Origin of the sequence: Streptomyces sp. MS191 (genome assembly GCF_008042125.1) — a bacterium.
Classification (GTDB): domain Bacteria; phylum Actinomycetota; class Actinomycetes; order Streptomycetales; family Streptomycetaceae; genus Streptomyces.
Genome location: NZ_RDBI01000035.1, coordinates 1 through 11,304, shown reverse-complemented (window position 1 = coordinate 11,304; position 11,304 = coordinate 1). Strand labels below are relative to the sequence as shown.

The following is an 11,304-nucleotide window of genomic DNA, read 5'->3' as shown; positions in this document are numbered from 1 at the left end:
GGTCGGGGTCGTCGACGCCGAGCAGCCGGTGGATCCTGCGGACCCGCGCGCCGGCCGCCTCGGCGGCCTCGGTGGTGCCGTAACTGAGGGTGCCGACGAAGTCCGCGGTCCGCAGGAGCCGCCCCCAGGCGTCCTTCTCGAAGTCGCTGTTGGCCATGACACCGCGGAGGGCGACGGGGTGCAGCGCCTGGAGGTACAGGGCGCGGACGCCGACCCCGGGCTCTTCGGACCCGACTCCGTCACCTGGCAGCTGCACGGCGACCCGGTGATGTGGATCGCCGGCGTCCGCGCCCTGTACCTCCAGGCGCTGCACCCCGTCGCCCTCCGCGGTGTCATGGCCAACAGCGACTTCGAGAAGGACGCCTGGGGGCGGCTCCTGCGGACCGCGGACTTCGTCGGCACCCTCAGTTACGGCACCACCGAGGCCGCCGAGGCGGCCGGCGCGCGGGTCCGCAGGATCCACCGGCTGCTCGGCGTCGACGACCCCGACCTGCTGCTCTGGGTGCACTGCGCCGAGATCGACTCGTACCTGACCGTGACGCGCCGCTCCGGCATCGTCCTCAGCGACGCCCAGGCCGACCGGTACGTCGACGAACACCGCGTGTCCGCCCGCCTCGTGGGCCTCGACCCGGAGCGGGTCCCCGCGAGCAGGGACGACCTCGCCGCCTACTTCGACGCCGTCCGGCCCCAGCTCGCCGCCGGCGAGGACGCCAGGACCGTCGACGCCTTCTTGCGCCGCCCGCCCGTCCCGCCCGCGCTCGTCCCGGCGCGCGCCCTGCTGTGGGGGCGTGTGGCGGCGCTCGCGTACGACACCCTGCCCGACTACGCCCACGCGCTGTACGGCCGTCCCGCGTCGCCCCCCGAGACGGTCACCCACCGGCTCGTCGCCACGGCCAATCTGCTGCGCTCCGTGCCCGCGCGGTTGCGCTGGCGGCTTCCGCCGCGGCACATCCTGAAAGCGATGGACCGTCTCGGCCCCCGGACACGACCCGCCCCGTACAAACTCCGCAGACAGGCGGCCATACTGGACGGGCCGGGGAGGGCGCAGAGAACCGACGGGGGCGACAGCACGCGATGGCGGAAACCAGGCTGATCCAGGGCCGGTACCGACTGCACGACGTGATCGGGCGGGGCGGTATGGGCGAGGTGTGGCGCGCGACCGACGAGTCGCTCGGCCGCCGGGTCGCCGTCAAATGCCTGAAACCGCTGGGACCGCAGCAGGACGCCCCGTTCGTGACCGTCCTGCGCGAACGGTTCCGGCGCGAGGCGCGCGTCGCCGCCTCGCTCCAGCACCGCGGGGTCACCGTCGTCCACGACTTCGGCGAGTCCGACGGTGTCCTGTTCCTCGTCATGGAACTCCTGGAAGGCCACAACCTCAGCCAGCTCCTGGAGGAGAACAAGCAGAACCCGCTGCCGGTCCAGGACGTCGTCGACATAGCGGAGCAGGTCGCCGACGCCCTCGCCTACACGCACCGGCAGGGGATCGTGCACCGCGACCTCAAGCCCGCCAACATCATGCGGCTCGGCGACGGCGGGGTGAAGATCTGCGACTTCGGGATAGCGCGCCTCGGCGCGGACATCGGCTTCACCTCGCGCCTGACCGGCACGGGCATCGCCATGGGCACCCCGCACTACATGTCGCCCGAGCAGATCAGCGGCGGCGAGGTCGACCACCGCAGCGACCTCTACTCGCTGGGGTGCGTGCTGTACGAGATCGCCACCGGCGCGCCGCCGTTCGACCTCGACGATCCGTGGGCCATCCTCGTCGGCCATCGCGACACCGTGCCCGAGCCGCTGCGCAGCCATCGCGCCGACGTCCCGGACTACCTGGACCGGATCGTCCTCGACCTGCTGGCCAAGGCGCCGGAGGCGCGTCCCACCGACGCGAACGACCTGCGCCGCCGGATCCTGTCCGCCCGCACCGGCGCGACCCCGGCGGCCGGCTTCGCCACCGCGGCGCTGCCGGTACCGCAGACGGCGGCCGTTCAGGTCGTCCCCGAGCGGCTGCCCGCGACCCGGCTGCCGTCCTGGACCAGGGGGATGACCGTCGGCCATCGCGCCGGCGCCGGATCCCCCGTGTCCGGGGACGTCCCGCACGATCCGTCCGCCGGGCTCACCGGCCGGTGGACGACCGGGACGGGCGTCCTGCCCGCGACGCTCGCCGCCCGGACCACGCCGCCGTCCGTCGAGTCGGCCCCCGCCCTCGCGGACCGGCATCGGGAAGGGGTGCGGCTGGGCCGGAACGGCCACTGGGAGGAGGCGGAGAGCCTGCACCGTGCCGTGGCCGCCGACCGCGACCGGCTGCTCGGGCCCGACCACCCCGACACGCTCGCCAGCCGCCACGAACTCGCCTTCGCCCTGGGCCGGCTCGGCCGGCGGCACGACTCCCTGCGGGAGTTCGGCCGTGTCGCCGAGGGGCGGGAGCGCACGCTCGGCGCCGACCATGCGGACTCCCTGGCGGCCCGTCAGGAGACGGCGTACGCACTGGGGCGTCTGGGGCGGCACGTCGAGGCCCACCAGGTGTACGAGGCGGTCCTCGCCGCGCGGCAGCGGACGCTCGGCGCCGACCACCCCGACACCCTGCGCTGCCGTCACAACCTGGCGTTCAACCTGGGCCGGCTGGGGCGCCTGGACGAGTCGTACCGCGCGACCCGCGAGGTGGCCGAGGCACGGACCCGGCTGCTCGGCGCCGACCACCCCGACACGCTGGTGACGCGCTACGAGGTCGCGTACGCCCTGGGCCGGCTGGGGCGTTGGGCGGACGCGCTCCCCGTGTACCGCGAGGTCGCCTCGGCGCGGGCCGCCGTCCTGGGCGCCGACCATCCCGACACCCTCGCGGCGCGCTACGAGTCCGGGATCTGTCTGGGGCGCCTCGGACAGGGCGCCGAGGCGCTGGAGGTCTACCGCGAGCTGGTCGAGGCCCGCACCCGGGTGCACGGCCCGGACCACCCCGAGACGCTGCGCGCCCGCCACGGCGTGGGCGTCAACCTGGGCCGGCTGGCCCGCTGGGAGGAGGCCCTGACCGAGTCCCGTGACGTCTGCGCGGTACGCGAGCGCGTGCTCGGCGCGGACCATCCCGACACCCTGGTGAGCCGTCGCGAGATCGCGGTCGGTCTGGGCTGGCTGGCCCGCTGGGAGGAGGCCCTGACCGTCTACCGGCAGGTCGCCGAGAGCCGCGAGCGCGTCCTGGGCCCCGAGCACCCGGACACCCTGGCCGGCCGCGACGACGAGGCCCACTGCCTGGAACGCCTCGGCCGCGACCAGGAGGCCCTGGCCCTGCACCGCCGGGTGGCGGCCCTCCGCCGCGGCCACGGCGACCGCAGCACACGGCACTGAGGCGAGCCCCTCGCGTTCCCCGGGTGGGAGGCCGGCGGTCGGCCGCGGCGCCGGGCGGAGCCGTCAGTAGGTCACGGTGATCCGCCGCGCCGGCCCGTCCACGACGACGGTGCCGCCGTAGGGGATCACCAACTGCGGGTCGGTGTGCCCGAGATCGACGTCGAACACGGCCATCGTGTGCGGGGCGTACAGGGCAAGCGCACGCAGGACGGCGGCACGCTGTTCGCCGGCATGGCGCCGCCTGGCGTCCATGTCGTGCGGCCGGGCGAAGGACCACGCCTTGGCACGGCCCATGAGCAGGGCCGGGAAGCGCCCCAGCAGGCCGCGTTCGCCCATGTTGCGCAGGATCCGGAAGACCTCCTCCCCGCTCGGCAGCTCCTCCGAGGTCTCCAGGAACAGGACACCGCCCTCGTAGGCGGCGGGATCCGGTTCGATCTCCCGGTCGGCCATCAGCAACCACGAGAGGATCTCCAGGTTGCCGCCCCAGGCGGGGCCCTCGACGACCCGGTCGGGCCGGTGCCAGATCCAGCCGTCCGAGGGCTGGGAGTCCGGTTCCGTGGCGAAGGTGGCCGGGTCCGCCCAGTCGCGGTCGGTGTCGCGGTACCGCGGGGCGGGGCGGAGTTCGTACGGACCCGAGGTGAACAGGGCCGCGCGCACCGAGTCCGCCGTCAGCGGGTGGAGGCCGTGCGGGCGGCCGAGCTCGGTCATCACGGAAGCCCCGTGGTAGCCGACGATGCCCAGGTTGCGCAGGAAGACCAGCAGGTTGGTGTTGTCGCTGGAGCCGAAGAACGGCTTGGGGTCGGCGCGGAACACGTCGCGGTCCAGCAGCGGCAGCACGGTGATCTGGTCGTCGCCGCCGATGGTCGCCATCACCGCCCTGACCGTCGGGTCGCCGAACGCGGCGTGCAGGTCGTCGGCGCGCTCCTGCGGCGTGGCACCCGGCCGGCGCGTGGCCGGGTACTCCACCGGTTCGAGCCCGAACACCTCGCGCAGGCGCCGGAGTCCCAGTTCGTACGGCAGCGGGAAGAGCCCGGGGAGGCCGGAGGCGGGCGAGACGACCGCGATGCGGTCGCCGGGCACGGGCTTGCGGGGATACACGGGCGTGGGCGAGGTCATGGCGGCGAGGCTAGGGGGAATACCGCTCTCCGATCATCCGCATTTCGCTCCGGGGGCGTCACCAGGGCGTGTTGCGAGAGTCCGGCCCGCCCCGCGACGCCTGGCACGGCCCACCTGCGACGCTCGGCCGGACGAGGCCCGAGGACGGCGGAAGCGCGCCCGATCCTCCGGTCGCCCACCCGCCCCACGGGACAATCTCCGGAAGGCGGGGTTCCGTGAACGATCTTCCCGTGTTAGCAAGAGACATGACCGCACAGCGCTCGTACGACGCCGTCATCATCGGCGGCGGACACAACGGACTCGTCGCCGCCGCCTACCTGGCCCGCGCCGGACGCTCCGTCCTCGTCCTGGAACGTCTCGACACCACCGGCGGGGCGGCCGTCTCCACCCGGCCCTTCGCCGGTGTCGACGCCCGGCTCTCCCGGTACTCGTACCTGGTCTCCCTCCTGCCGGAGAAGATCATGCGGGAACTGGGGCTCCGCTTCGCCGTGCGGAAGCGGTCCGTCTCCTCGTACACGCCGAAGGGCGACGGCGGACTCCTCGTCGGCGGCGGACCGGCCCGCACCCGCGCCTCCTTCGCCGCCCTGACCGGATCCGACCGCGAGTACGAGGCGTGGGAGGCCTTCTACGGCCGTACGGCGGAGGTCGCCCGGCGCGTCTTCCCCACGCTCACCGAGCCGCTGCCGACCCGGGCCGCGCTGCGTGACCGGATCGGCGACGAGGACGCCTGGCGGATGCTCTTCGAGCAGCCCATCGGCGAGGCCGTCGAACGCACCTTCGCCGACGACCTCGTCCGCGGTGTCGTCCTCACCGACGCCCTGATCGGCACCTTCGCCGACGCCCACGACCCCTCGCTGCTCCAGAACCGCTGCTTCCTGTACCACGTCATCGGCGGCGGCACCGGCGACTGGGACGTCCCCGTCGGCGGCATGGGCGCCCTCACCGACGCCCTCGCGGGCGCCGCCCGCGCGGCCGGCGCGGAGATCCGTACCGGGCACGAGGCCACCCGTGTCGAGACGGACGGCACCCGCGCCGCGATCACCTACCGCACGGCCGACACCGAAGGCGTCGTCGAGGCGCGGCACGCCCTGGTGAACGCCTCGCCGCAGGCCCTCGCCGCACTGCTCGGCGCGACGCCCCCGGCGCCGGCCGAGGGCGCCCAGCTCAAGGTCAACATGCTGCTGACCCGGCTGCCGCGGCTGCGCGACCGCGGTGTCGACCCGCGCGAGGCCTTCGCCGGAACGTTCCACATCGCCGAGGGCTACGGACAGCTGGCCACCGCCTACGCCGAAGCCGCCGCCGGACGCCTGCCGAGCGCCCCGCCGTCGGAGATCTACTGCCACTCCCTGACCGACCCGAGCATCCTCGGCCCGGAGCTCGCCGGGCGCGGGTACCAGACCCTGACCCTCTTCGGCCTGCACACCCCTGCCCGACTGTTCGCCGCCGACAACGACGCCGCGCGTGCCGCGCTGCTCAAGGCCACCCTCGCCGAACTCGACGCCCACCTCGACGAGCCGCTCGCCGACTGCCTCGCGCTCGACGCGGACGGCCGGCCCTGCATCGAGGCGAAGACCCCGCTCGACCTCGAACGGGACCTGCGGCTGCCCGGCGGCCACATCTTCCACCGTGACCTGTCCTTCCCGTACGCCGAGGAGGGCGCCGGCCGGTGGGGCGTGGAGACCGCGCACGCCAACGTGCTGCTGTGCGGGGCGGGCGCCGTACGGGGCGGCGGGGTCAGCGGAATCCCCGGCCACAACGCGGCGATGGCGGCACTCGGCCGTTGACGACATGCGCCACCCCCACCAGGGGTGTGAAGCTGACCTGTGAGCGCGCTTAAGAAAACCTCGATGGACCGCGGGCCCGGCATAAGGAAGATTTCTTTCAGGGATCTTGGGTGCGGCCGTGCCCGGACCCCCTCAGTCACAGGACACGCACGTCGGGAGCCATGGCATTGAAGGCGCTGGTCAAGCAGAAGGCGGAGCCGGGACTCTGGCTCACGGACGTGCCGGAGCCGGAGATCGGCTCCGGAGACGTACTGATCAAGGTGAAGCGGACCGGCATCTGCGGCACCGACCTGCACATCCGCTCCTGGGACGGCTGGGCGCAGAAGACCATCGCCACGCCGCTCACCCTGGGCCACGAGTTCGTCGGCGAGGTCGCGGAGATCGGCCGTGACGTCGTGGACATCGAGGTCGGCGACCTGGTCAGCGGCGAGGGCCACCTCGTCTGCGGCAAGTGCCGCAACTGTCTGGCCGGCCGCCGTCACCTGTGCCGCGCCACGGTCGGCCTCGGTGTCGGCCGGGACGGGGCGTTCGCCGAGTACGTGGCCCTTCCCGCGTCCAACGTCTGGGTGCACCGGGTCCCCGTCGAACTCGACGTCGCCGCGATCTTCGACCCCTTCGGCAACGCCGTGCACACCGCGCTGTCCTTCCCGCTCGTCGGCGAGGACGTCCTGGTCACCGGCGCCGGCCCGATCGGCATCATGGCCGCGGCCGTCGCCAAGCACGCCGGCGCCCGCAACGTCATGATCACCGACGTGAGCGAGGAGCGGCTGGCCCTGGCCCGGAAGGCGGGCGTCTCGCTGGCGCTGAACGTCGCCGAGCAGACGATCGCCGACGGCCAGCGCACGCTCGGCCTCAAGGAGGGCTTCGACGTCGGTCTGGAGATGTCCGGCAACCCCCGCGCGATGCGCGACATGGTCGCCAACATGACCAACGGCGGCAAGATCGCGATGCTCGGCCTGCCCGCCGAGGACTTCGCCGTCGACTGGGCGAAGATCGTCACCTCCATGATCACCATCAAGGGGATCTACGGCCGGGAGATGTTCGAGACCTGGTACGCGATGTCGGTCCTGCTGGAGGCCGGCCTGGACCTCGCCCCCGTGATCACCGGCCGCTACGCGTACACCGACTTCGAGGCCGCGTTCGACGACGCCGCATCCGGCCGCGGCGGCAAGGTCATCCTCGACTGGACCGTCTGAGACCGCGGGGCCTCCGGCCGCCGCACGGCCGGGCGTCCCGGGGCCCGTTCCCCGGAGCGCCCGCCGCGTGCCGCCGGCCGGGGCGGGCCGCCCCGTGGCCCGTACGCCGCGGCGCCCTCGGTCCACCCGCTCTTCCCAGGGCCCGGTCCCCTCGCCGGCCGGGCCGCCCGACCCGTGAAGGAAGCCCATGTTCTCCTCCGTCCGTGACGACCTCCGCGCCACCCTCGACGAGATCCGCGCCGCCGGACTGCACAAGCCCGAGCGCGTGATCGGCACCCCGCAGTCCGCCACCGTCGCCGTCACCGCCGGGGGCCGCCCCGGCGAGGTGCTCAACTTCTGCGCCAACAACTACCTCGGCCTCGCCGACCACCCCGAGGTCGTCGCCGCGGCCCACGAGGCGCTGGACCGCTGGGGCTACGGCATGGCGTCCGTGCGCTTCATCTGCGGCACGCAGGAGGTGCACAAGGAGCTGGAGGCGCGGCTGTCCTCCTTCCTCGGCCAGGAGGACACGATCCTCTACTCCTCCTGCTTCGACGCCAACGGCGGCGTCTTCGAGACGCTCCTCGGCCCCGAGGACGCCGTCATCTCCGACGCACTCAACCACGCGAGCATCATCGACGGCATCCGCCTCTGCAAGGCCCGCCGCTTCCGCTACGCCAACCGCGACATGGCCGACCTGGAGCAGCAGCTCAAGGAGGCGAACGAGGGCGGTGCCCGGCGCAAGCTGATCGTCACCGACGGCGTCTTCTCGATGGACGGCTACGTCGCGCCGCTCGGCGAGATCTGTGACCTGGCCGAGCGCTACGACGCCATGGTCATGGTCGACGACTCGCACGCCGTCGGCTTCGTCGGCCCCGGCGGCCGCGGCACCCCCGAGCTGCACGGCGTGATGGACCGCGTCGACATCATCACCGGCACCCTCGGCAAGGCCCTCGGCGGCGCGTCCGGCGGCTACGTCGCCGCCCGCGCGGAGATCGTCGCCCTGCTGCGCCAGCGGTCCCGCCCGTACCTCTTCTCCAACACCCTGGCGCCGGTCATCGCCGCGGCCTCCCTGAAGGTCCTCGACCTGCTGGAGTCGGCGGGCGACCTGCGCGAGCGGCTCAACGCCAACACGGCGCTCTTCCGCTCCCGCATGACCGAGGAGGGCTTCGACATCCTCCCCGGCGACCACGCGATCGCGCCCGTCATGATCGGCGACGCCTCGGTGGCCGGACGGATGGCGGAGCTGCTCCTGGAGCGCGGTGTGTACGTGATCGGCTTCTCGTACCCGGTCGTGCCGCAGGGCCAGGCCCGTATCCGCGTCCAGCTCTCCGCCGCCCACTCCACCGAGGACGTGAACCGCGCGGTCGACGCGTTCGTCGACGCCCGCGCCGCCCTGCGAGACTAGGGGCATGATCGAAGCGCGGCGGCTGCACATTCTCCGGGCGGTGGCCGACCACCGTACGGTCACGGCGGCTGCCGCCGCGCTCTATCTCACCCCGTCCGCGGTCTCCCAGCAGCTGGCGGCGCTGGAACAGGAGACCGGCCACCGGCTCGTCGAACGCAGCGCCCGCGGGGCCCGGCTCACGCCGGCCGGCGAGATCCTGCTCAGCCACGCGAACGCCGTGCTGGAGCAGCTGGAGCGCGCCGAGTCCGAACTCGCCGCCTACGGCTCCGGCGAGGCGGGCACGGTCACGGTGGCCGCCTTCGCCACCGGCATCGGCCTGGTGGTCGCCCCGGCCATCGCGGGCCTCGCCCGCACCGCCCCCGGCATCCGGGTACGGGTGCGGGACGCCGAGGGCGACGAGTCCCTGCTGATGGTCCTGGACCGGCAGGTCGACATGGCCGTCGCGGTCGAGTACCGGGGCGCGCCCGGCGAGGACGACGCCCGGCTCACCCGCGTACCGCTGTACGCGGAGCCGTTCGACGCCGTCCTGCCGCCCGGCCACCGGCTCGCGGACCACGAGCGCGTCGCGCTGGCCGATCTCGCCAAGGACGCGTGGATCGGCCAGTCCGCCGGCAACCCCTGCCAGGACGTGACCGTCCTGGCCTGCGAGTACGCGGGGTTCGCCCCGCAGATGGAACATTCCTCGGACGACTTCCGCGCCGTCGTGGCGCTCGCCTCGGCCGGCGCGGGGGTCGCGCTCGTCCCGCGCTCGGCGCTGCGCGGCATGGACCTCACCGACGTCGCGATCCGGCCGGTCGACGGCGTCGCCCCCACTCGCCGGGTCTTCGCCGCGGTGCGCCGCGGTGCCGAGGAGCACCCCCTGATCAGCCCGGTACTGGCCGCCCTGCGAGGCTGTGCGGAACCGACGGACTGAGGCCCCCGGCGGGGCGCCGCCCCGCGGGGGAGCGGGCCGGCCGGTTCCCCGTGGTCGCGTCAGTCCGCCGACCGGACCCAGCCCACCGCCTCGATCCGGGACGCGTCGGCGGGACGCGCGCCGTCGAAGAGGGGTCGGCCCGCGGGGTCGAGGACCCGCAGGCCGCCCACGTACACCCCTCGCCCGACGTAGCGCTGGTCGGTCGTGTAGCGCCAGCGCAGAAGCAGCGGCCGCGGGCCCCAGGCGGACAGGTCCGCCGCCGCCCGGTGCCAGACCCGCCCCGACCAGCCGCTCACCGAGCCGGCCGGACGCGCCTGCGGCTCCTCGCCCGGCCGGACGGTGGTGAACGGCACGGGCCCCCAGGTGGCCCCGCCGTCGGGAGACGCCTCCAGACGGGCGGCGTCCGCGGCGGGCTCGGTGTCCCACCACAGGTCGCATTCCAGCCGGCCGAAGCCGGCGGGCGCGGTCAGCGGCGGCAGGGACAGGGTGGCGGTGGTGGCGCTCTCACATCCGGAGAACCACGCGGTGCGGCCCCGCGCCGGGCGTACGGGGACGGCGCGGGCCAGGTTGTCGGCGGCCGCGACCCGCGGAGCCGAGCCGGACCGCCACGTGCGGACCGGGTGGACGGAGTTGCCGAGCAGGACGAGGAAGGAGTCGGTGCTCGGGTCCAGGACCAGGCACGTGCCGGTGAAGCCGGTGTGTCCCGCGGTGCGCGGAGTGGCCATCGCCCCCATGTACCAGTGCTGGTAGAGCTCGAAGCCGAGGCCGTGCTCGTCGCCGGGGAAGGCCGTGTTGAAGTCGGTGAACATCAGGTCGACGGAGGCGCCGGACAGGATGCGCGCCCGTCCGTACGCCCCGCCGTTGAGGAGCGTGCGGGCGAGGACGGCGAGGTCCCAGGCGCAGGAGAAGACCCCCGCGTGGCCGGCGACTCCGCCGAGGCTGTACGCGTTCTCGTCGTGGACCTCGCCCCACACCATGCCGCGGTCGAGACCGGACCAGGGGCGCCGGGAGTCCTCGGTGGCCGCGATCCGGGGCTTCCAGGAGGCCGGCGGGTTGTAGCGGGTGCGGTCCATGCCGAGGGGAGCGGTGATCTCCTCGTGGAGCAGGATGTCCAGCGGCCGCCCGGTGACCGCCTCGAGGACCAGTTGGAGCGAGATCAGGTTCAGATCGGAGTAGAGGTAGGCGGTGCCGGCCGGACTCGCGAGGGTCTCGTTCCACAGCAGCCGCAGCTTCCCCTCCCGCGTGGGCTCCTTGTAGAGCGGGATCCAGGAGCGGAACCCCGAGGTGTGGGTGAGCAGCTGACGGATCGTGACGTCCTGCTTCCCGCCGCCGCCGAAGTCCGGGAGGTACGCCGTGACCTTCTCCTCCAGTTCCAGCGCACCGCGCTCGATCTGCTGGACCGCCAGGATCGAGGTGAACAGCTTGGAGACGGACGCCAGGTCGAAGACGGTGTCCTCGGTCATGGCGATCTGCCGGTCGGCGGGCAGTTCGACGCCGCTGTCCGTCTTCTCGTCGTACGCCGCGTACCGCACCGCGGTGCCGATCGGCCGGTGCAGCGCGATCGTCCCGCCC

Annotated in this window: 9 protein-coding genes; 6 read left to right on the top strand and 3 right to left on the bottom strand. The window is 73.8% G+C overall.

The genetic code is table 11. The features are described from left to right. A partial coding sequence (locus tag EAO71_RS04650) for an oxygenase MpaB family protein (RefSeq protein ID WP_261992003.1) occupies positions 1-256 on the bottom strand: 256 nt, incomplete at its 3' end. On the opposite strand from EAO71_RS04650, the gene EAO71_RS04645 reads away from it, so the two are divergent. Next, positions 188-1,093: an oxygenase MpaB family protein gene (locus EAO71_RS04645; protein WP_147976648.1), complete on the top strand. Its 906-nt coding sequence runs from the start codon at positions 188-190 to the stop codon at positions 1,091-1,093. The two genes, EAO71_RS04650 and EAO71_RS04645, sit on opposite strands and share 69 nt — an antisense overlap. Next, positions 1,075-3,336, top strand: a complete 2,262-nt coding sequence (locus EAO71_RS04640; RefSeq protein WP_147976495.1) for a serine/threonine-protein kinase — start codon at positions 1,075-1,077, stop codon at positions 3,334-3,336. Before EAO71_RS04645 ends, EAO71_RS04640 begins: the two co-directional genes overlap by 19 nt. 63 nt (positions 3,337-3,399) lie before the next feature. Here the strand turns inward: EAO71_RS04640 and EAO71_RS04635 are convergent, their stop codons facing one another. Then, complete coding sequence (locus tag EAO71_RS04635) at positions 3,400-4,452, bottom strand: S66 family peptidase (RefSeq protein ID WP_147976494.1); 1,053 nt, start codon at positions 4,450-4,452, stop codon at positions 3,400-3,402. Between the two features lie 245 nt (positions 4,453-4,697). On the opposite strand from EAO71_RS04635, the gene EAO71_RS04630 reads away from it, so the two are divergent. The 4 genes from EAO71_RS04630 (at position 4,698) to EAO71_RS04615 (ending at position 9,732) form a co-directional block, all read left to right on the top strand. Continuing rightward, positions 4,698-6,236, top strand: a complete 1,539-nt coding sequence (locus tag EAO71_RS04630) for a phytoene desaturase family protein (RefSeq protein WP_147976493.1) — start codon at positions 4,698-4,700, stop codon at positions 6,234-6,236. A 167-nt stretch (positions 6,237-6,403) separates the two neighbouring features. Continuing rightward, positions 6,404-7,432, top strand: a complete 1,029-nt coding sequence (gene tdh / locus EAO71_RS04625; protein WP_147976646.1) for an L-threonine 3-dehydrogenase — start codon at positions 6,404-6,406, stop codon at positions 7,430-7,432. Positions 7,433-7,619: 187 nt separating this feature from the next. Further along, the gene (locus EAO71_RS04620) at positions 7,620-8,819 is read left to right on the top strand and encodes a glycine C-acetyltransferase (protein ID WP_147976492.1); all 1,200 of its coding nucleotides are present in this window, start codon (positions 7,620-7,622) and stop codon (positions 8,817-8,819) included. Positions 8,820-8,823: 4 nt separating this feature from the next. Then, positions 8,824-9,732 (top strand): LysR family transcriptional regulator, encoded by a 909-nt coding sequence (locus EAO71_RS04615; protein WP_147976491.1) that lies wholly within the window; start codon positions 8,824-8,826, stop codon positions 9,730-9,732. 59 nt (positions 9,733-9,791) lie between these two features. Here EAO71_RS04615 and EAO71_RS04610 read toward each other — a convergent pair. Continuing rightward, on the bottom strand, positions 9,792-11,304 hold a 1,513-nt coding region (locus tag EAO71_RS04610; protein ID WP_147976490.1), incomplete at its 5' end, for a serine hydrolase.